The sequence below is a fragment of the Xanthomonas sp. NCPPB 2922 genome, assembly GCF_041520885.1.
GTDB lineage: Bacteria > Pseudomonadota > Gammaproteobacteria > Xanthomonadales > Xanthomonadaceae > Xanthomonas > Xanthomonas campestris.
On the sequence record NZ_JBGOFY010000002.1, the window covers coordinates 235978 to 255495 of the forward strand.

Below are 19518 nucleotides of genomic sequence, written 5' to 3' on the forward strand. Positions count from 1 at the left end.
GGGAGACAACGGATGGTCAAGGTAAGGATGTCAGCGTTGCTGGTCGCCGCAGGTTGCGCGTGCACGTCGCTGAGCGCGCACGCCCAGACCACCGTCATCACCGCCGCCCGCCTGCTGGATGTGCAGACAGGACGCTATGTGGAGCGCCCGCAGATCGACGTCGTCGCCGGCCGTATCACGCGTGTCGGTCGCCAGGGCGACCCGCTGCCACCACAGGCGCAGCGCATCGACCTGGGCGAGCGCACGCTGTTGCCCGGGCTGATCGACATGCATGTGCATCTCACCGTGGATCCCACGTTGGGCGGCTACAAGGGCCTGGAATACACCGACAATTTCTGGACCGTGGTGGGCGTGGCCAATGCCGCCAAGACGCTTCGCGCAGGGTTCACCACGGTGCGTAATGTCGGCTCGCTCAACTATGACGATGTCGCGCTCAAGCAGGCGATCGAGCGCGGCACCGTGCCTGGCCCGCGGATCGTGCCGGCCACCTATGGCATCGGCGCCACCGGCGGCCACTGCGATGCCACCGAATTCCCGCCCTCGGTCAAGGTCAGCGGCCCCGGAGTCGCCGATGGCCCGGACGCGATCCGCGCCGCGGTGCGCACGCTGCGCAAGTACGGCGCAGAAGTGATCAAGTTCTGCGGTACCGGCGGCGTGCTGTCCAAGACCGACAGCGTTGGCGGGCAGCAATACAGCCTGGAGGAAATGCGCGCGCTGGTGGACGAGGCGCATCGCCTGGGCTTGAAGGTCGCCGTGCATGCGCATGGCACCGCCGGCATCAACGATGCGATCCGTGCCGGTGCCGACACCATCGAGCACGCCAGCCTGGCCGATGCCGAATCCTTCAAGCTGGCCAAGGCGCACGGCACCTGGTTTTCGATGGATATCTACAACGACGACTACATCCTGGCCGAGGGCGAAAAGAACGGTTTGTTTGCCGAGTCGCTGGAGAAGGAGCGCCAGATCGGGCGCAAGCAACGCGAGACCTTTCGTGCTGCGCATGCGGCCGGCGTGCGGCTGGTGTTCGGTAGCGATGCCGGCGTGTATCCCAACGGCGACAACGCGCGCCAGTTCGCCAAGATGGTGGAGTGGGGCATGACCCCGCTGGAGGCGATTCGCGCCGCCACCGTAGACGCCGCCGATGCATTGGGGCGCAGTACCGACGTCGGCGCCATCGCGCCGGGGCGCCATGCCGATCTGATCGCGGTAAGCGGCGATCCGCTGCAGGACGTGAGTGTGCTGATGCAGGTGGAGAGCGTGATCAAGGGCGGCGAACGCGTCGCCGATTGAAGCGTTGCAACTGATGCTGCGCTGCGGTGTTACGGGGCAGTGCAGTGCGGCAGTGCGGTGTAGTGCATGAGCGCGTGATGCTCTGCCCGCGAGCATCGATCTATCGCGCAGCACGCGCAGTGTGTGGCACGTGCAGTGGTGCGGGTTTCCATCAGTCTGGATACCCAGGTAGCCGCTAGTGGTAGCGCTGCGATCACGTCATCAAGCAGGCGGCAGGCAAGCAGGGGGTATGCGGTGAGGCGCGCATATGCGCATCCCTGGTTTACGCAGCAGTCGCGCATTGCGCATGCTGCACGCAGCGCTTGGAGTAGCGCGCAGACGCAGATGCAGACACCAAAACGACAACGCCCCGCACAAGGCGGGGCGTTGCGTCACACGGGTGCAGCGCAGATCAGAACGCGAACGTCACGCCTGCAACCGGGCCCTTGAACTCCTGCTTCAGGCCGATCAGGCCATCGCTGCCGCGCTGGTCGACGTCGAGCTTGAACCAGTCGTAGCCGGCGAAGATGCCGAAGTTCTTGGTGAAGCGGTATTCGGCCATCGCATTGGCGCGGCTCAGGTCGCCCGAGTAGTCGCCAAAATCGCCCCAGCTGGTGTTGAGGTACTGGCCCTGCACGTTGAACAGCCAATGCTCGCTCGGACGTGCGGTGAAGCGGATACCCACCACCGGTGCCACGCCGTCTTCGCTCTCGTCGAGCACGTCGCCGGTGAACACGTCACCCAGGTCGGCGTAGGCGTTGGCCTCGACCTTGGCGTATTCGGCGCCGATCTGCAGGCCCAGGCTGAATTCCGGACTGTCGACGACCGAGTAGTCGTACACCAGGCTGGCCACCTGGTACTTGAGCTCGCCCTTGATGAAGCTGCCGCTCGGCACGGTGAAGCCACCGGCACTGACGTCTTCGCCCAGGGTCTCGCGGCGATCCTTGTCGTACTTGAAGTAGTCAAAGATCAAGCGCTGGCGGGTGCTCATGCGGAACACGCCATCGATGCGCGGCTCCCACTCCTTGCCACCGAAATCGAAATCCTGGTCCAGGGAGATTTCGTTGCCAGCCACCACGGTGTTGCCACGCAGGGTGTTGTCGTTATCGATGTTCATCGCGCCAAGACGGATCTGGAAGCGATCATCGGTATCTTCGGCGTGGGCAGGCGCGGCATAGGCAGCGGCCAAAACGCACGGGATGGCCAGTGCGAGCAGGTGTTTCATGGGGAGCTCCGTATTCTTGGAAGGCAGGCGATCGGGCCTGTGGCGCGCACTATCGGTAAAAGCGCGTCCACCAAAAGTGAAAGCGTTGTGGTACCGAAGTGAAGAACTTCCTAGCAATCGGACAAAACGGTCCGCTTTGTCTGTCCCGCGACATCCGGGTCAATACGCACCATTGTGGTGTCTGAGCGCTGTCACACCGCCGCGGAGGTCGGCGGATTGGACCGGAGGTGGGAAAGTGGGGGTGCGACAAAATGCGTCATAAAAGCAGGAGCCCCGGTCTCCCAGGGCTCCTAGACGCAGCCTGCAGTGGAACCTTTCGACGAGGATGTGCAGGCCTCGCAGGTTCTGACAGCCGGTTTGTGGCAAAGTTCCTCCCGTTGCGTGGCACCGGCATGGTGCGTCGCAATAAGTTCATGACTTCTCCCGGTTGTCTCGCAATTTGTCCAATTGCTATACTTTCGCGGCTCGACGAGGCGCATCTGCGCTTCCCACCCATCCACACGCAAGGTACCCGTAGTGCTGAACTCCGTTGACGCGGGTCGGCGGTTGATGCTGCGCGCTGCGGTATATCCGCTTGCCGCTGTAGCTATAACCAGTCTGGGGTTGCTGCTGATGGGGCCCCGTTACTCTGCCGGTCTGGCATTGACCGGGTTTGCGACGGTGTTGGGCGGCTGGGTGGCGGCGCGGACGGCGCTGGGGGGCGGCATCCAGGCGGCGGGCATTGCCATGGTCCGTCTGATTCTGGCGATGGTGCTGAAGTGGGTGTTGGTTTTCGTGGCGCTGGCGCTGGGCTTTGCCCTGTGGCGGCTGCCTCCTCTGGCCTTGTTGGCGGGTATCGCCATCGGGCTGATTTTTCAGGTTCTGGCTCTGGCCAGGCGTTGATTCGAACTTAAAGGGCTCCGGACACATGGCGGGCGAGGCAGCAACACCTACCTCCTATATCCAGCACCACCTGCAGAACCTGGTTTATCCGGTGCGGGATGGCGGCGGCACGTTCTGGACCATTCACGTCGACACCCTGGTCATGGCTGTGTTGATGGGCCTGGTGATGGTCTTCGCATTCTGGATGGCCACGCGCAATGCCACTGCCGGCGTGCCGGGCAAGTGGCAGGCGTTTGTCGAGATCTGCCTGGAATTTGTCGATCGCCAGGCCAAGGACACCTATCACGGCACCAGCAAGCTGGTGACTCCGATCGCGATCACGATCTTCTTCTGGATCCTGTTGATGAATCTCATCAAGATGATCCCGGCCGACTTCATCGCCATCCCGCTGGGCTGGGCTGGCATCCACGCCTGGAAGCCGGTCCCCACCGCCGACGTCAATGCCACCTTGGGCATGTCGATCAGCGTGTTCTTCCTGATGATCGTCTTCTCGCTGCGCTCCAAGGGCGTGGGCGGCATGACCAAGGAATTCCTCACGGCGCCGTTCGGCAAGTGGATGATGCCGTTCAACCTGCTCCTGAACATCGTCGAGTGGCTGAGCAAGCCGATTTCGCTGGCGATGCGACTGTTCGGCAACATGTTCGGCGGCGAGATCGTCTTCCTGCTGATCTGGGTGCTGGGCGGTGCGGGCATCGCCGGCATGGTTGCCGGCGGCGTATTCGGCCTCGGCTGGATGCTGTTCCACCTGTTGGTGATTCCGCTACAGGCCTTCATTTTCATGATGCTGTCGATCGTGTACCTGAGCCTTGCGGAAGACAGTCACTGAGTTTCGTTTCACCCTTCATCCGCTTTATCCCGATTCATCCATCACCCTTAGAAACTTTCGTTCGGAGATCACCATGTACCTCGCCGTCCTGACCAACCTCGCCCAAGTCCAGAGCTCCACCGTCCTCGCCGTCGGCATCATGATCGGCCTGGCCGCGCTGGGTGCCGGCCTCGGTCTGGCCATCATGGCTGGCAAGTTCCTGGAATCTGCCGCTCGCCAGCCGGAACTGATCCCGGTGCTGCAGGTCCGCATGTTCATCACCGCCGGGTTGATCGACGCCGCGTTCATCATCAGCGTCGCTGTCGGCCTGCTGTTCGCCTTCGCCAACCCGCTGGCCCAGGTGTTCATCGAGCGTCTGTCGCAGGCTGCCGGCTGATCCAGCGGTAGCAGGATGTGGACGCAGCCATGGTGGTTGCGTCCGCGGATGAAGGTCGGAAAGCGTCGCCATGCGGTGGCGCTTTCACCCCTAAAGAGCGATTGAGCGACCCATGGACATCACCCTTACCATCTTTGCCCAGGCGCTGGCCTTCGCCGGTCTGATCTGGATCGTCGCGACCAAAATCTGGCCGCCGCTGTTGAAGGCGATCGAAGAGCGTCAGCAAAAGATTGCTGAAGGTCTGGCTGCGGCCGACCGGAGCCAGAAGGATCTGGCGCAGGCGCAGGAGAAGGTCAACGAGGCGCTGAAGGACGCACGCACCAAGGCCAACGAGATCATCGACCAGGCCCACGCGCGCGCCAATCAGATCATCGAAGCGGCCAAGCTCGAAGCGATTGCCGAAGCCAACCGTCAGAAGGATCTGGCCCAGGCCGAAATCGACGCATCGGCCACCCGTGCCCGCGAGGAACTGCGCCGTCAGGTGTCGTCGCTGGCTGTCAGCGGTGCCGAAAAGCTGCTCAAGCGCGAAATCGATGCCACTGCCCACAAGGCACTGCTCGACGAACTGGCAGCGGAGATCTGATCGATGAGCCAGGCCCTCACACTTGCCCGTCCCTACGCCCGTGCCGCATTCGCGATTGCGCGTGAGGGCGGCAAGTTCGCGCCCTGGTCCGATGCACTTGCGTTCTCGGCGCAGGTCGCCGGCGATCCGCGCGTGGCTGCGCTGTTGCTGAATCCGGCGCTGCACCAGAATCAGGCGGTGACGCTGCTGGCGCCGCCGGCTGCCGAAGCGGACTATCAGCGTTTTCTCGGCCTGTTGGCCGATGCACAACGGCTGGCCCTGCTGCCGGAAATTGCAGGGTTGTACGAGCAGTTGCGTGCCGAAGCCGAGCACGTCGTGAAAGCGACGGTGACCTCGGCCACCGACATGAGCCCGGCCGAGCTGGCCACGATCACTGCCGCGCTGAAGAAGCGCTTCGGCCGCGAGGTGGATGTCACCACCGCGGTAGACGCTTCGCTGATCGGCGGCGCGGTGATCGACACCGGCGCGATGGTCATCGACGGCTCGCTGAAGGGCAAGCTTGCGCGCCTGCAGAACTCGCTCGCCCACTGAATTCACATAAACGCATGGCCCTCGCGGCCGGCACCTAGGACTGAACGATGGCAACCACGCTCAACCCCTCCGAAATCAGCGACCTGATCAAGACCCGCATCGAGGCGGTCAAGCTGTCCGCCGAGTCGCGCAACGAAGGCTCCGTGACCAGCGTGTCCGACGGCATCGTGCGCATCTTCGGCCTGGCCGACGTGATGCAGGGCGAAATGATCGAACTGCCGAACAACACCTTCGCCCTGGCGCTGAACCTGGAGCGCGATTCGGTAGGCGCGGTGGTGCTGGGCGATTACGAGAACCTGCGCGAAGGCGACGTGGCCAAGACCACCGGCCGCATCCTGGAAGTGCCGGTCGGCCCTGAGCTGCTGGGCCGCGTGGTCAACGCACTGGGCGAGCCGATCGACGGCAAGGGCCCGCTGGGCGCCACCCAGACCGCACCGGTGGAGCGTGTGGCCCCGGGCGTGATCTGGCGCAAGTCGGTCGACCAGCCGGTGCAGACCGGTTACAAGTCGGTCGATGCGATGATCCCGATCGGCCGTGGCCAGCGCGAGCTGGTGATCGGCGACCGCCAGACCGGCAAGACCGCGCTGGCGATCGATGCGGTGATCAACCAGAAGGGCACCGGCATCAAGTGCGTGTACGTGGCGATCGGCCAGAAGGCCTCGACCGTTGCCAACATCGTGCGCAAGCTCGAAGAAAACGGCGCGCTGGCGCACACCGTGGTGGTGGCGGCGACCGCGTCCGAATCGGCCGCGATGCAGTACATCAGCCCCTACGCTGGCTGCACCATGGGCGAATACTTCATGGACCGCGGCGAAGACGCGCTGATCGTGTACGACGATCTGTCCAAGCAGGCCGTGGCCTACCGCCAGATCTCGCTGCTGCTCAAGCGCCCGCCGGGCCGCGAAGCCTATCCGGGCGACGTGTTCTATCTGCATAGCCGTCTGCTCGAGCGCGCTGCGCGCGTGTCCGAGGAGTACGTTGAGAAGTTCACCAACGGTGCGGTGACCGGCAAGACCGGTTCGCTGACGGCGCTGCCGATCATCGAAACGCAGGCCGGCGACGTCTCCGCGTTCGTGCCGACCAACGTGATCTCGATCACCGACGGCCAGATCTTCCTGGAAACCGACCTGTTCAACGCCGGTATCCGTCCGGCCGTGAACGCCGGTATCTCGGTGTCGCGCGTCGGTGGTGCGGCCCAGACCAAGATCATCAAGAAGCTGTCCGGCGGCATCCGTATCTCGCTGGCGCAGTACCGTGAGCTGGCGGCGTTCGCGCAGTTTGCCTCGGATCTGGACGAAGCTACCCGCAAGCAGCTGGAGCGCGGTCAGCGCGTCACCGAGCTGATGAAGCAGAAGCAGTACGCGCCGATGTCCATCGCCAACCAGGCGCTGTCGATCTATGCCGTCAACGAGGGTTACCTCGATGAAGTGCCGGTCAACAAGCTGCTGGCGTTCGAAGAAGGCCTGCACGCGCACTTCGCCAACACCCAGGGTGAGCTGGTCTCCAAGATCAACACCACCGGCGGTTGGGACAACGACATCGAAGCCGCGTTCAAGAAGGGCATCGAAGAGTTCAAGACCACGGGCAGCTGGTAAGTCCAGCTGCGGGAATCGGGAATAGAGAATCGGGAATCGTCAAAGCGGGTTGGCTGTGCCAATTCCCCACTCACGATTCCCCATTCCCACTAAGTGAGCGAAGCGAGCGAGTATGGCAGGCGGACGCGAAATCAAAACCAAGATCAAGAGCGTGCAGAACACCCGCAAGGTGACGCGCGCGCTCGAAATGGTCTCGGCCTCCAAGATCCGCAAGGCGCAGGAACGCATGAAGACCTCGCGTCCCTACGCGCAGGCCATGAAGCAGGTGATCGGGCATCTGGCGCAGGCCAGCACCGACTACCAGCATCCGTTCCTGGTGGAGCGTGAGCAGGTCAAGCGGGTCGGCTACATCGTGATCTCTTCCGACCGCGGCCTGGCCGGCGGTCTGAACAACAACCTGTTCCGCAAGATGCTGGGCGAAGTGCGCCCGTGGCAGGACAAGGGTGCCGAGATCGACGTGGTCACCATCGGTCAGAAGGCCTCGGCGTTCTTCCGCCGGATCAAGGTCAACATGGTCGGTAGCGTCACGCATCTAGGCGACAGCCCGCACATCGAGCAGTTGGTGGGCGTGATCAAGGTGATGCTGGATGCCTTCACCGAGGGCAAGGTGGACCGCGTGTATCTGGTCTACAACCGCTTCGTGAACACCATGACGCAGAAGGCCAGCTTCGAGCAGTTGCTGCCGCTTCCGGCCGCCGAGCACAAGGTGGCGCATCACGACTGGGACTACCTGTACGAACCCGATGCCGCCACCGTGCTGGAGCACGTGATGACGCGCTACATCGAGTCGCTGGTGTACCAGGCCGTGCTGGAAAACGTGGCCTCCGAGCACGCCGCGCGCATGGTGGCCATGAAGGCCGCCAGCGACAACGCCAACAAGATGATCGGCACCTTGCAACTGGTCTACAACAAGGCGCGCCAGGCGGCGATCACCCAGGAAATTTCGGAAATCGTCAGCGGCGCGGCAGCCGTATAGCCGGGAATAGGGAATGGAGAATCGGGAATGGTCGAGGCAGCAGCGCTTGATCTTCCCATTCCCGAATCCCGTTTCCCCAATCCCGACACCAGAATCGAACAGACATTAGTGGAGTTATCCAAATGAGTCAGGGCAAGATCGTTCAGATCATCGGCGCGGTCGTCGACGTCGAATTCCAGCGCAATGAAGTGCCGAAGGTCTATCACGCGCTGAAGGTCGAAGGCACCGCCATCACCCTGGAAGTGCAGCAGCAGCTCGGCGACGGCGTCGTGCGCACGATTGCGCTCGGCTCCACCGACGGATTGAAGCGCAACCTGCTGGCCACCAACACCGAGCGTGCGATTTCGGTGCCGGTTGGCGCCGGGACGCTGGGCCGCATCATGGACGTGCTGGGTCGCCCGATCGACGAAGCCGGCGACGTGCAGGCCTCGGACCATTGGGAAATCCACCGCGCTGCGCCGTCGTACGAAGACCAGTCGTCCAGCACCGAACTGCTGGAAACCGGCATCAAGGTGATCGACCTGATGTGCCCGTTCGCCAAGGGCGGCAAGGTCGGCCTGTTCGGCGGCGCCGGCGTCGGCAAGACGGTCAACATGATGGAACTCATCAACAACATCGCCAAGGCGCACTCGGGTCTGTCCGTGTTCGCCGGCGTGGGTGAGCGTACCCGTGAGGGCAACGACTTCTACCATGAGATGAAGGACTCCAACGTCCTGGACAAGGTCGCGATGGTGTACGGCCAGATGAACGAGCCGCCGGGCAACCGTCTGCGCGTTGCATTGACCGGCCTGACCATGGCCGAGTACTTCCGCGACGAGAAGGACGAGAACGGCAAGGGCAAGGACGTGCTGTTGTTCGTGGACAACATTTACCGCTACACGCTGGCCGGTACCGAAGTGTCCGCGCTGCTCGGCCGCATGCCGTCGGCGGTGGGTTACCAGCCGACCCTGGCCGAGGAAATGGGCGTGTTGCAGGAGCGCATCACCTCGACCAAGAGTGGTTCGATCACCTCGATCCAGGCCGTGTACGTGCCCGCGGACGACCTGACCGACCCGTCGCCGGCGACCACCTTCGCCCACTTGGACTCGACCGTCACGCTGAGCCGTAACATCGCCTCGCTGGGTATCTACCCGGCCGTGGATCCTCTGGACTCCACCAGCCGCCAGATGGACCCGCTGGTGATCGGCCACGAGCATTACGACACCGCCCAGCGCGTCCAGCAGACCTTGCAGAAGTACAAGGAACTGAAGGACATCATCGCGATCCTGGGCATGGACGAGCTGAGCGAAGAAGACAAGCAGTCGGTGTCGCGCGCGCGCAAGATCGAGCGCTTTTTCAGCCAGCCGTTCCACGTGGCCGAAGTGTTCACCGGCTCGCCGGGCAAGTACGTCTCGCTGAAGGACACGATCCGCGGCTTCAAGGCGATCTGCGACGGCGAATACGACCACCTGCCGGAGCAGGCGTTCTACATGGTCGGCAGCATCGAAGAAGCGGTCGAAAAGGCCAACAAGATGAGCGCCAAGGCCTGATGCGATCCCAGCCGCTGCGCGGCTGGAATCGGGAATCGGGAATCGGGAATCGTAAAGGCGGTGCATCGGTGAATCGGAATTGAGAGGAATGGAAACGCGCGCAGCATGCCGCTCTTCCGATTCCCCACTCCCGATTCCCGATTCCCGCCTCACACAGTGAGGCACCATGAGCACTATCCGTTGCGACATCGTCAGCGCCGAGCAGGAGATCTTCCGCGGTGAGGCGACCCTGGTCGTGGCGACCGGGGAACTGGGCGAACTGGGCATCGCGCCCAAGCACGCCCCGCTGATCACCCGTCTCAAGCCAGGCAAGGTGGTGGTGACCACCGCCAGCGGCGAGCAGCTGGACTTTGCAATCTCCGGCGGCATCCTCGAGGTGCAGCCGCAGGTGGTGACCGTGCTGGTCGATACCGCCATCCGCGCGCAGGACATCGACGAAGCGGCTGTGCGCAAGGCCAAGGAAGAAGCCGAGCGTCTGCTCGCCAACCGTGGCGATACGGTGGACGTGGAACAGGCGCAGCGCCAGCTGGCCGAAGCCACGGTGCAGTTGCAGGCACTGGAGCGGCTGCGTCGCACGCTCAAGCATTGAGTTGCGAGACAGCGCACCACGCGAAAACGCCGGCCTTGTGCCGGCGTTTTCGTTTTTGGCGATGTGCCTGCGGTGGTCGGCATCGTTGGACACAACCAGGCGGCACACTGCCGGCCCGGGTCGCACTGCTACCGGCGATGCTGCGATAGCGCGATGCCCTTCACCTTCAACGAGGCAACCCCCATGACCCGCCTGACCGATGGCCTACGTGGTTGCGCGCTGACCGGCGCGCTTGCCGTGGTGTTGCTGGGCTGTGCGTTGCCGGCGCGCAGCCAGCCACCCCTCGCGCCGTTGCTGGACAAGATCGTCGAGCGCAACGCGATTGGCGACGCGGTGGCGTTGAGTAAATGGGACAGCGGTAAGCCAGTGCTGGATCAGGCACGCGAAGCGGCAGTGCTGCAGAACGTGCGCGATCAGGCGCCGGCGCATGGGCTGGACCCCGACGATGCAGCGCGGTTCTTCGGCGCGCAGATCGAGGCCAACAAATCGGTGCAGTACGCGCTGCTGAACCGATGGCATGAGCGCGGCCGTGCGCCGGACACCGCGCGGCCAGACCTGCCGACCTTGCGTGTGCGGCTGGATGCGTTGCAAGGCGAACTGCTCGATGCCCTGGCCGAAGCCGCAGCTGCACGCGCAGCGCCCAACTGCCCGGCCAGCACGGCGCGGGCGGCGGCGCAGTATTCCGCGCAATGGCAACTGGATGCGGTGCACCGCGCCGCGCTGGTTCGCGGTCTGGGCGATTTCTGCCGTTGATCTGGCTGAGGCGTGTGGTGTGCGATTGTGTGTGCGATCTCACGCCCATGACTGATGCGGTGAACGAGCCGTTGCTGCGCGTCGCTTGACGTGCACGAGAGCGGTTAAACGTTACGACTAATTGTCAGGTGATTGTGGACGGCGCGGATCAACCGGCATGTGCGGGTACATGAAGATTTCGAGCACCGGCCGTACCCGCATGGCAGCTGCAGAGTCGTGTTGTTGGCTGCTCTTAATCGGCCGGATCATCAAACCGCGTGCAAGCGAGACGTCACGAAGGCGCCGTTCCCTCAAGCGAGACGTCACGAAGGCGCCGTTCCCTCAAGCGAGACGTCACTAAGGCGACGTCCCCTTAGGAGGGGGACGCTCCAATCAAGCGACGTACGCTGCCAATCACGCCGGTCGATCTGTTCGCATGCCAGCCGTGCCGGCGCTTCTGCCTGGCGTCTCGGAATAGCACCATGATCGCGCAGTCTGCGCCCGCAGCAATCAGCGATAAACCACATGCCGGCCAACGAAGAACGACACGATCGCAAGCCCGCCTTCCACCAGCGGCTTGGCCAGCCACGCTTGGCGCAGGCCGACCAGATCCACGGTGGCCGAGAGCAGCCAGGTGCTGATCACCGTCAACGCCAGCCACATCACCGCAAAGCGCGCGAAGCGCTGCCAGCCCAGCCGTGCATCGCCCTGCTGGGCGAAGGTGAAGCGTCCGTTGAGCCAGAACCCCAGCGTGGCGCCACTGATGCGCCCGAGCAGATTGGCGGGCACTGCCGGCATGCCGGCGGCCGTGCACGCAATGAAAATGCCGCAGTCCACGGCCAATTGCAGGGCGCCGATCATCGCGAACTGGCCGCCTTGGCGGAACAGGCTCATGTGCTGGGGGAGGTCGAGAGGGGCGCTCATCCTAACGGCAGCGGCGCTTAAAAATCTGTCATCAGTAACTGTTGCAGCCGCGATGGTCACGACGCGCGCGGCAGCCAGCGACTAGAATTCAAGCCATCTTTTGCGATGGAACCCTGCAATGACCCTGCCTCTGCACGTCGTGATCCTGGCCGCTGGCGAGGGCAAGCGCATGCGCTCGGCGCTGCCCAAGGTGCTGCAGCCGCTGGCCGGCCAGCCGATGCTGACGCATGTGATCGCCACCGCACGGGAACTGCAGCCGGCGGCCATCCACGTGGTGCATGGACATGGCGGCGCGCAGGTGCAGGCCGCATTCGCCGACCAGCCCGATCTGCAGTGGGCCGAACAGCGCCAGCAGCTGGGCACCGGGCATGCGGTGCAGCAGGCGCTGCATGCAGTGCCGGACGCAGCGACCGTGCTGGTGCTGTACGGCGATGTGCCGCTGATCCGCAGCGAGAGCCTGCGTGAGCTGCTGCACGCGCCGGGCCGCATCGCGGTGCTGGTGGCGGACCTGGCCAACCCCACCGGCTACGGGCGCATCGTGCGCAACCCGGAAGGCAAGGTTGCGGCAATCGTCGAGCAGAAGGACGCCGATGACGAGCAGCGCCGCATCCGCACCATCAATACCGGCATTCTCACCGCCGAATCCACCGCCTTGCGGCGTTGGCTGGGTGGGCTGTCCAACGACAACGCACAGGGCGAGTTCTATCTCACCGACGTGTTCGCCAGCGCCGCGGCCGACTACACGCCTGCCGACATGGTGCAGGTAGCCGACCCGCAGGACGTGGAAGGCGCAAACGACCCGTGGCAGCTTGCCCAGCTGGAGCGGGCCTGGCAGCTACGCGCCGCCCGTGCGCTGTGCCTGCAGGGCGTGCGCATGGCCGACCCGGCGCGCGTGGAGCAGCGCGGCCGCGTGCAGGTGGGACACGATGTGCAGCTTGATATCGACGTGATCCTCGAAGGCGAGGTGACCCTGGGCGATGGCGTGGTGATCGGCCCGTTCGTGCGTCTGCGCGATGTGCAGCTGGCCGCCGGCACCCAGGTGCGTGCGCACTGCGACCTGGAGGGTGTGGTGACCGAAGGCGCGGTGCAGATCGGGCCGTTTGCGCGGTTGCGCCCGGGCACCGTGCTCGCCGATGGCGTGCATATCGGCAACTTCGTCGAAACCAAGAAGGTGGTAATGGGCGCCGGCAGCAAGGCCAATCATCTGACCTACCTGGGGGATGCGGTGATCGGCAGCAAGGTCAACATCGGCGCCGGCACCATCACCTGCAACTACGACGGGGTGAACAAGTCGCAGACCACGATCGGCGACGGCGCTTTTGTCGGTTCCAATAGTGCGTTGGTGGCGCCGATCGAGATCGGCACAGGGGCCACGATTGGCGCCGGCTCGGTGATCACCCGCGATGCGCCACCCCACCAGCTCAGTGTGGCGCGGCCACGTCAGACCGTGATTGAAGGCTGGGAGCGGCCCAAGAAGAAATAAGTGCCTGTGTTCCAGCGAAAGTGGGCTGTGCGTTTCCGGCACGACACATGCGTTGCGGACGCGATGCAGCACGCCGACAAACTGAGGAGCTGCTGCTTGCGCATGCGACCCTCCATTGCGTGGTTGATGGTGTGGCTGGCACTTGCGGGTGTCGCGCCACATGCAGCAGCCGCACCGGTCTACCGGCTGTATCTCGCCCCTAACGGCGATGACATGGCGGCCGGCACCAGCGCCGCCACCGCGCTGCGCAGTCTCGCTGCCGTACAACAGCGATTGATCGCGCAGCGGCCGGCTACGGCGGTAGATGTGATCATCGCTGCGGGAACCTATGAGCGGCAGTCGGTGCAATGGCACGTCATCACCGGCGCGCCGCTACGCTTCATCGCCGCACCCGACAGCGCGACGTCACCGGTGTTCGACGGGCGCGGTGCGGCGACCTGGTTCACCTTGCGAGGCGGCAAGGACGCGCCGACCCGTGTGACGTTCGCCGGCCTGACGATCCGCAATGACTGGATGGCGCTGGATCTGGGCAGCAGCAAGCGCAGCGCCGATGGCAACAGCGACAATGTGATCCGCGATATGCGCTTCGAACGGATTGGCGGCATGTACGGCAGCAGTCCTGAAGCGGCCTACGCGTTTGCGGCGATCCGGCTGCAGAACTCGCGCAACAACCGGATCGAGCACAATCACTTCAGTGCCGTGGAGAACGCTGCCCAGACGGCGAGCTATGTCCATGCGTTGTATCTGGCGCGCAGCTCTTCGGGCAATCGCATCGAGGACAACAGCTTTACCGACATCAGCGGAGATGCGATTCGCACCCGCGACCGCTCGGATGCCACGCTAGTGCAGGGCAACCGCTTCATCAGGGCCGGCAAGTACGCGGCGTTCTCCGACTGGTTCAAAACCGATGGCGAATGCCCGTCGCAGGGCGGGCAGTTCATTGGCAATACCGTCGGGCAGGGATATCAGGGGCCGGTTGCCCCAACGCGCACCACTGGCGCCGATGATGCCTGCGGCCCCTTGCAGCGGCCGCGCATCGAAGCGCGGGCAACGCTGCGCGATGATTGAACGCGCTGCGACGTTGATTGCAGGGGATGATCCAGCTGCGCGCGACTGCACCACGTGCAACTGCCGGCTGCTCGCGTAACACCTCAACACGGCATGCAGTGGCCTTGGCGCTTAGAGCAGCTATCAAAACGACTGCGCAGCCGTCAGGCGGGCGCGGCCGGTGCTCGGAATCCTCATGTACGCCGGTACACTCCGGTTCCTCCGCGCCGTCCGCATCCACCTGACGACTGCTCGCTACGTTTTGTTAGCCGCTCTTAGCTGCCCGGATCCAGCGGCAACAACAGAGTCACGCACAGGCCGCCGTGCTCGCGGTTGTGCAGTGAAATACGGCCACCATGCGCTTCGGCAATCTCGCGCGTCAGCGCCAGGCCCAGGCCGGTGCCGTTGCGCTTGGTCGAATAGAACGGCATCAGTGCGTTGTGCAATACGGCCTCGTTCATGCCGTTGCCGCGGTCCAGCACTTCGATGCGCAGCCACTGCGGCAAGCGGGTGACGCGCACCGCCACCTCGCTGTTGGGCGGCTGCGCCTCACTGCAGGCCTCGTGTGCGTTCTTCAGCAGGTTGAGCAGCGCCTGTTCGATCTGTGCGGCATCGATGCGGCTGGAGACATCGACAGGCGTGCCCTCCAGCTGGAACGGAATCTGCTGCCGCAGGCGCTCCAGAAATGGCGCCCATTCGATGGTCTGCAACTGTGGCTGCGGCAGTTTGGCAAAGCGCGCATAGCCGCGAATGAAGCCCTCCAGGTGGCGCGCGCGTTCTTCGATGGTCTCGAACACGGTGCCCAGCCGATCGGTGCGCTCACGGCGCAGCAGCTCGGCGCCGGAGTGCGCCAGCGAGGCGATCGGCGCGAGCGAGTTGTTCAATTCGTGGCTGATCACCCGGATCACCTTCTTCCAGGTCTGCACTTCCTGGCGCCGCAGTTCGGTGGTGAGGGTGCGGATCAGCAGCAGTTCGTGGCCACGGCCGTTCAAATGGAAGGCGCGGCGCGACAGGTGATAGATCTGCTCGTCGTCTTCATCGTCGCCGTCTTCGCGCACGGCGAACAGACAGTCGCCACCACGTGCCAGCGCGTCGCGTAGTTCGTTGGGCATGCGCTCCAGCACGTCGTCCAGATGCTGCCCCTCGAGCTTGCGGCCGCCATGCAGCAACTTGCGCGCCGCGTTGTTGGAAAACCCGATGCGGCGCAGGCCATCGCCGCCAGGCACCACCAGCAACATGGCCACCGGCGTGTTCTGCAACATGGTGTCCAGCATCAGTTCGCGCTGCACCAGATCGCGCCGCTGCGCACGCAGGACCTCGCCCAGTTCGGCATGGGCCTGTACCAACTGCGCCAGCTCGTCATTGCCGCGCCAGTACACACCGAAGTTGTATTCGCCATCGCGGTAGCTGCTGGTGGTGCCGGCCAGGGCGCGGAACAGCGAGCGCATCGGCGCGGTGGCGCGCTGCAGGCTCCACCACATCGTCAGCACCACCACCACGGCCGACACGGCGGCCACTTGCCAGCCACGGTCCAGCCAGTAGGCAATGGCCCAGGGCAAGGCGGCAGCCAGCACCAGCACCGGGAGCAGGCGCAGAAACAGCGAGAAGGTGAAGGAGCGCGACGGCATCGGCCTAGTCCTGGCTGATGCCGTAACGGTCCATGCGCCGGTACAGCGCCTGCCGGCTCAAGCCCAGATCGGCCGCAGCCTGCGCGATCACGCCTTGCGCGCGCGCCAAGGCCTGTTCGATGCGTGCGCGATCCGGCTCGCCACCGGGCAGCGGGGCTGGACGTGCAGCGGCACTGCGCGGCAGGTTGAGATCGGTGGCCTCGATGCGCACGCCCTGCGCCAGCAACGTCGCGCGTTGCAGCACATTACGCAATTCGCGCACGTTGCCCGGCCAGCTGTGGCGTTGCAGTGCATCGCGCGCTTGCGGCGAGAGCAGGGTCTCGCCCGCCAGGAAATGCTCGGCCAGCGGGGCGATATCGCCTGGCCGTTCGGCCAGTGCGGGCAAGGCGATCTCGACGGTGTTGAGGCGGTAGTACAGGTCTTCGCGAAAGCTGCCATCACGGATCATCGCCGGCAGGTCTGCGTTGGTTGCGCTGATGACGCGCACCTTGGCGTGCCGCTCGCGATTGGAGCCCAGACGCTCGTAGCGGCCGGTTTCCAGCACGCGCAGCAACTTCATCTGCCCGGCCAGCGGCAGGTTGCCGATTTCGTCCAGGAACAGCGTGCCGCCGTCGGCAGCTTCGAACTTGCCCTCGCGTGCCTTGTTGGCACCGGTGTAGGCACCGGCCTCGGCGCCGAACAGTTCGGCTTCGATCAACTCGCCCGGCAGCGCGCCGCAGTTCAGCGCGACGAATGGCCCGCGCTTCACCGCGGAATTGGCCTGGATGATCTCGGCGATCTTTTCCTTGCCGCTGCCGTTGGGCCCGGTGATCAGCACCGGCAAATCCGATCGCGCGACCTGGCAGGCCAGGGCGATTGCGCGTTCGCTGGCGGGGTCGGCAAACACCGCGCCGCGCAGATCGTAGCGCTCGGCCAGCTGTTCGCGGCCACGGCGTTCGCGGTTGCGACGGCGCTCCAGCTCGCGGCGGGTTTCGGACAGTTCCAGCAGGTTGTTGACCGTAGTCAGCAGCTTGGTGTCGTCCCAGGGCTTGGCGATGTAGTCGGCCGCACCGGCCTTGACCAGGCCGACCGCACTGCCCAGGTGCGTCCAGGCGGTGAGCAGGATTACCGGCAGGTCGGGGTGGCGCTGGCGGATCTGTGCAAACAGCGCTTCGCCCTCCTCACCGGAGGTGGTGTCGGCGGTGAAGTTCATGTCCTGGATGACCAGGTCGAATTGCTGCTCTTCCAGCAAGTCCAGCCCTGCCTGCGGCGCATGCGCATGCCGCGATTCGATGTCATGCAGCGAGAACAGGACCTCCAGCGCCATGGCGACCGCGCTGTTGTCATCGATGATCAGGATCTGCGGCATCGCGGTCTCTTGGAGGGAAGTAGTACGCGTCAATGATCGCAGCATACGGCGCCAGCCGGCCTTGCCGCATGCCATGGCGGCATGTCGGCTGGGGCCGCAGGGCAGAGCATCCTGAGTGATGCGTGCGCCGCCAGAGAGCCGGTGGAATGTCTCGCGTGCGACCAAGACGGGCTACCGTGCGGGTCGTGGTGGCGAGGGGGGCGGCGGTGGCGCGGGCGGCAGCAACGGGGCATACAGTGACGGGGCCCAGTGCAGCGTCAGCGGCGCCTGCTCGCGTACCACCTCCACGGTGACCGGTGTGCCTGCTGCGGCGCGCAAGGCGCGCAGTAGATCCTTCACGCTAGCGATGCCCTGGCCATTGGCCGAACGCAGACGGTCGCCCTTGCGCAGTTGCAGCGGCAGCGTGTTGCTTGCATCGGCGACCAGCAGGCCAGCGGCGGCGCTGGTCAGGACCAGCGTCTGTGCGTTGTGTTGCCAGCGCAGTTGGTGGTTATCGACGCGCAACACCTGATGATCGTGTTGGTCGCCAGCAGTCTGCGTGGCGGCGCGCATCGGCGTGCCGCTGCCGGCATGCAGCGCACCTGCCGCGGTCCCTATTGCGAGCGCGCTGACTGCGAGAACGGAACAGGCGAGAGGGCGCATAGGGATCCTATCCATCGAATTGAGAAATGCAGTCGCAGGGATCTGTGGCTGGAACGCCTGCAGCGAGGGGTTCCGGCCACACCTGCGGATCTGCTTGAGGCAACGGCTCATGGAATGCCTCAGGCGCTGCGCGTGGCGACGGCCGGGGGTACCGCAGCCGCGCGGCGTGCCGGCCAGAACACCGCGATCTGGCCAAGTGCCCACAGGGTCGCTGCCCCGATCGGCAAATAGATCAACGGCAGGCGTGGCAGCTCGTAGCGGGCCATCAGCCACAGATTGATCGAGTACGCCATGAGCATGCCAAGCACGATGCCGATCGAGGCGAGCAGGAAATTCTCGACCTGGAAATAGCGCAGGATCTGCCCGCGCGTGGCACCCAGCGCACGGCGGATGCCGATCTGCTTGGTCCGTTGCTGCACCCAGAAGCTGGCCAGGCCGACGATGCCGAGCGCGGTGACGATCAGTAGCGCGATGCTCATGGTGACCAGCAGCCAGGCCATGGAGCGATCCTGGCGATAGAAATTTCGACGCATCACCTCGAACGCTTTCGGATTTTCGATGATGCGGCTTGCGCTGTTTTTCTCCAGTGCGGCTACTGCCTGACGCAGGACCTCGTCACGACGCGCCGGATCGGTGCGTAGCAGGTAGCGGCCGCCGTCCTTGTAGGTCGTCTTGACCGGGGTCAGCATCGAATCGTCGTAAACGGCCGCGCCACCATAGTTGTTGACACGCGCCAGATGCTCCACGATGCCGACGATCTTGATGGGCGTCGCGTCGCGATAGATCGATTTCCCCAATGCGGATTGGCCTGGGAACAGCTTGTCGGCCGCGCTTTTGGTCAGGATGGCGCTTGGGATGATGGCCGTCTTGTCATCCGACCAGGTGAATTCGCCTTCCGTGAAACGGCGCCCCTGTATCAATGTCAAGCCCATCGTGTCCAGGGTCTGACTGTCGCCGGTGTAGTCGTTGACGTCGATCGTTGAGTTTTTCTGGTCAGCCGTCAGTTTGAGGCCGCTGACCCACATGCTGTCACCATAAGGAATCTGGCTGACGCTGGAGGCATATTTGACGCCGGGAATACGACGCAGCGCAGCCAAGTCCGTATCGGTGAGTGCACGCGCATCTTCGTCGCGTCCGATGCCGCTGATGGTGAGCGTCACCAGTTCATTCTCTGCCAGCCCGCTGGGGCGTTGTGTCCGTTCCAGGCGATCGCCGATCAGGAACAGCGCATTGGAGATGATGGCGCAGCTGAGGGCCACTTCGAGCACGATCAACGCAGCAGCCGTCTTGTGACGCTGCAGGGTGGACAGGATGGGGCGGATTTCCATGAAAG

19 protein-coding genes and 1 other RNA gene are annotated in these 19518 nt (G+C 64.3%); 14 read left to right on the plus strand and 6 right to left on the minus strand.

Annotated elements, in window-relative coordinates; translation table 11 throughout:
• Window positions 1-27: 27 nt before the first annotated feature.
• Window positions 28-1290 carry an amidohydrolase family protein gene (locus ACD584_RS03605; protein ID WP_076036481.1) on the plus strand — a complete coding sequence of 421 codons (1263 nt, stop codon included), beginning with the start codon at window positions 28-30 and terminating at the stop codon, window positions 1288-1290.
• Between the two features lie 391 nt (window positions 1291-1681).
• Here ACD584_RS03605 and ACD584_RS03610 read toward each other — a convergent pair whose 3' ends face one another.
• On the minus strand, window positions 1682-2494 hold the full coding sequence (locus ACD584_RS03610; RefSeq protein ID WP_012439318.1) for a hypothetical protein: 813 nt from the start codon (window positions 2492-2494) through the stop codon (window positions 1682-1684).
• A gap of 516 nt (window positions 2495-3010) precedes the next feature.
• Between ACD584_RS03610 and ACD584_RS03615 the strand changes: the two genes are divergently transcribed.
• The 10 genes from ACD584_RS03615 (at window position 3011) to ACD584_RS03660 (ending at window position 11134) form a co-directional block, all read left to right on the plus strand.
• Window positions 3011-3376: a hypothetical protein gene (locus ACD584_RS03615; protein ID WP_011035795.1), complete on the plus strand. Its 366-nt coding sequence runs from the start codon at window positions 3011-3013 to the stop codon at window positions 3374-3376.
• A 25-nt stretch (window positions 3377-3401) separates the two neighbouring features.
• Entirely contained in the window at window positions 3402-4202 is an 801-nt protein-coding gene (gene atpB / locus ACD584_RS03620; RefSeq protein WP_011035796.1) for a F0F1 ATP synthase subunit A, read from the plus strand.
• Window positions 4203-4275: 73 nt separating this feature from the next.
• On the plus strand, window positions 4276-4578 hold the full coding sequence (gene atpE / locus ACD584_RS03625) for a F0F1 ATP synthase subunit C (RefSeq protein WP_002814105.1): 303 nt from the start codon (window positions 4276-4278) through the stop codon (window positions 4576-4578).
• A gap of 112 nt (window positions 4579-4690) precedes the next feature.
• A complete protein-coding gene (locus ACD584_RS03630; RefSeq protein WP_011035797.1) occupies window positions 4691-5161 on the plus strand; it encodes a F0F1 ATP synthase subunit B in 471 nt (156 codons plus the stop codon).
• Window positions 5162-5164: 3 nt separating this feature from the next.
• Window positions 5165-5692 carry a F0F1 ATP synthase subunit delta gene (locus ACD584_RS03635; RefSeq protein ID WP_076036480.1) on the plus strand — a complete coding sequence of 176 codons (528 nt, stop codon included), beginning with the start codon at window positions 5165-5167 and terminating at the stop codon, window positions 5690-5692.
• 47 nt (window positions 5693-5739) lie between these two features.
• Window positions 5740-7287 carry a F0F1 ATP synthase subunit alpha gene (atpA, locus tag ACD584_RS03640; protein WP_011035799.1) on the plus strand — a complete coding sequence of 516 codons (1548 nt, stop codon included), beginning with the start codon at window positions 5740-5742 and terminating at the stop codon, window positions 7285-7287.
• 112 nt (window positions 7288-7399) lie between these two features.
• The gene (gene atpG, locus ACD584_RS03645; RefSeq protein ID WP_011035800.1) at window positions 7400-8263 is read left to right on the plus strand and encodes a F0F1 ATP synthase subunit gamma; all 864 of its coding nucleotides are present in this window, start codon (window positions 7400-7402) and stop codon (window positions 8261-8263) included.
• Between the two features lie 122 nt (window positions 8264-8385).
• Window positions 8386-9792 carry a F0F1 ATP synthase subunit beta gene (atpD, locus tag ACD584_RS03650; protein WP_011035801.1) on the plus strand — a complete coding sequence of 469 codons (1407 nt, stop codon included), beginning with the start codon at window positions 8386-8388 and terminating at the stop codon, window positions 9790-9792.
• 166 nt (window positions 9793-9958) lie between these two features.
• Window positions 9959-10381: a F0F1 ATP synthase subunit epsilon gene (locus tag ACD584_RS03655; RefSeq protein WP_011035802.1), complete on the plus strand. Its 423-nt coding sequence runs from the start codon at window positions 9959-9961 to the stop codon at window positions 10379-10381.
• Between the two features lie 183 nt (window positions 10382-10564).
• Complete coding sequence (locus ACD584_RS03660; RefSeq protein WP_068573813.1) at window positions 10565-11134, plus strand: chorismate mutase; 570 nt, start codon at window positions 10565-10567, stop codon at window positions 11132-11134.
• 489 nt (window positions 11135-11623) lie between these two features.
• On the opposite strand, the gene ACD584_RS03665 is transcribed toward ACD584_RS03660, so the two are convergent.
• Window positions 11624-12007, minus strand: coding sequence for a GtrA family protein (locus ACD584_RS03665; RefSeq protein WP_012439314.1), 384 nt, complete (start codon window positions 12005-12007; stop codon window positions 11624-11626).
• A 148-nt stretch (window positions 12008-12155) separates the two neighbouring features.
• Here ACD584_RS03665 and glmU point away from each other — a divergent pair, with 148 nt between their 5' ends.
• From glmU to ACD584_RS03680, 3 genes are all read left to right on the plus strand, one after another.
• Window positions 12156-13520, plus strand: a complete 1365-nt coding sequence (gene glmU, locus ACD584_RS03670) for a bifunctional UDP-N-acetylglucosamine diphosphorylase/glucosamine-1-phosphate N-acetyltransferase GlmU (RefSeq protein ID WP_068573765.1) — start codon at window positions 12156-12158, stop codon at window positions 13518-13520.
• Between the two features lie 96 nt (window positions 13521-13616).
• On the plus strand, window positions 13617-14588 hold the full coding sequence (locus ACD584_RS03675; protein WP_175611581.1) for a right-handed parallel beta-helix repeat-containing protein: 972 nt from the start codon (window positions 13617-13619) through the stop codon (window positions 14586-14588).
• Window positions 14589-14763: 175 nt separating this feature from the next.
• A non-coding RNA gene (locus ACD584_RS03680) (sX9 sRNA) lies at window positions 14764-14838 on the plus strand.
• Window positions 14839-14842: 4 nt separating this feature from the next.
• On the opposite strand, the gene ACD584_RS03685 is transcribed toward ACD584_RS03680, so the two are convergent.
• The 4 genes from ACD584_RS03685 to ACD584_RS03700 form a co-directional block, all read right to left on the minus strand.
• The gene (locus ACD584_RS03685) at window positions 14843-16195 is read right to left on the minus strand and encodes a PAS domain-containing sensor histidine kinase (protein ID WP_076036478.1); all 1353 of its coding nucleotides are present in this window, start codon (window positions 16193-16195) and stop codon (window positions 14843-14845) included.
• 4 nt (window positions 16196-16199) lie between these two features.
• Entirely contained in the window at window positions 16200-17543 is a 1344-nt protein-coding gene (locus tag ACD584_RS03690; RefSeq protein WP_014506516.1) for a sigma-54 dependent transcriptional regulator, read from the minus strand.
• A gap of 171 nt (window positions 17544-17714) precedes the next feature.
• Complete coding sequence (locus ACD584_RS03695; protein ID WP_228437966.1) at window positions 17715-18185, minus strand: PDZ domain-containing protein; 471 nt, start codon at window positions 18183-18185, stop codon at window positions 17715-17717.
• A gap of 119 nt (window positions 18186-18304) precedes the next feature.
• On the minus strand, window positions 18305-19513 hold the full coding sequence (locus tag ACD584_RS03700) for an ABC transporter permease (RefSeq protein WP_076036477.1): 1209 nt from the start codon (window positions 19511-19513) through the stop codon (window positions 18305-18307).
• Window positions 19514-19518 lie beyond the last annotated feature (5 nt).